This is a genomic window from Pseudomonas oleovorans subsp. oleovorans (assembly GCF_002197815.1).
GTDB lineage: Bacteria > Pseudomonadota > Gammaproteobacteria > Pseudomonadales > Pseudomonadaceae > Aquipseudomonas > Aquipseudomonas oleovorans.
Window position 1 is genome coordinate 1 of record NZ_NIUB01000098.1, and the last position, 759, is coordinate 759.

Here is a 759-nt window from a genome sequence, read left to right on the forward strand (position 1 = left end):
CATCATTACTGATGCCGTAGCTTCGGTAGTAAGTTTTAGCCCCGGAAATCTTCGGCGCAGGATCACTCGACCAGTGAGCTATTACGCACTCTTTGAATGAGTGGCTGCTTCTAAGCCAACATCCTGGTTGTCTGTGCAATCCCACATCCTTTACCACTTAACTTACATTTAGGGACCTTAGCTGACGATCTGGGCTGTTGCCCTTTCGACTATGAATCTTATCACCCACAGTCTGACTCCCAAGTATAAGATGACGGCATTCGGAGTTTGATAGTCTTCGGTAGGTGCAATACCCCCTAGGACATTCAGTGCTCTACCTCCGTATCTCTCACCTTGAGGCTAGCCCTAAAGCTATTTCGGGGAGAACCAGCTATCTCCGGGCTCGATTGGAATTTCACCGCTACCCACAAGTCATCCCCGAGCTTTTCAACGCTCGTGGGTTCGGACCTCCACGAAATTTTACTTTCGCTTCATCCTGCTCATGGGTAGGTCGCCCGGTTTCGGGTCTACGTCAAGTAACTGAACGCTCAGTTAAAACTCGCTTTCGCTACGGCTCCACACCTTAAGTGCTTAACCTTGCTACTTAACGTAACTCGTTGGCCCGTTCTACAAAAAGTACGCGGTCACACAAGAAATGTGCTTCCACAGCTTGTAAGTGCAGGGTTTCAGGTTCTATTTCACTCCCCTCCCGGGGTTCTTTTCACCTTTCCCTCACGGTACTATACGCTATCGGTCACTAGGTAGTATTTAGCCTTGGAG

General features: G+C 49.1%; 1 rRNA gene. It reads right to left on the bottom strand.

What is annotated here, in order from left to right:
* Nucleotides 1–759: ribosomal RNA gene (locus tag PSOLE_RS23425) — 23S ribosomal RNA — on the bottom strand; the annotation flags it as partial.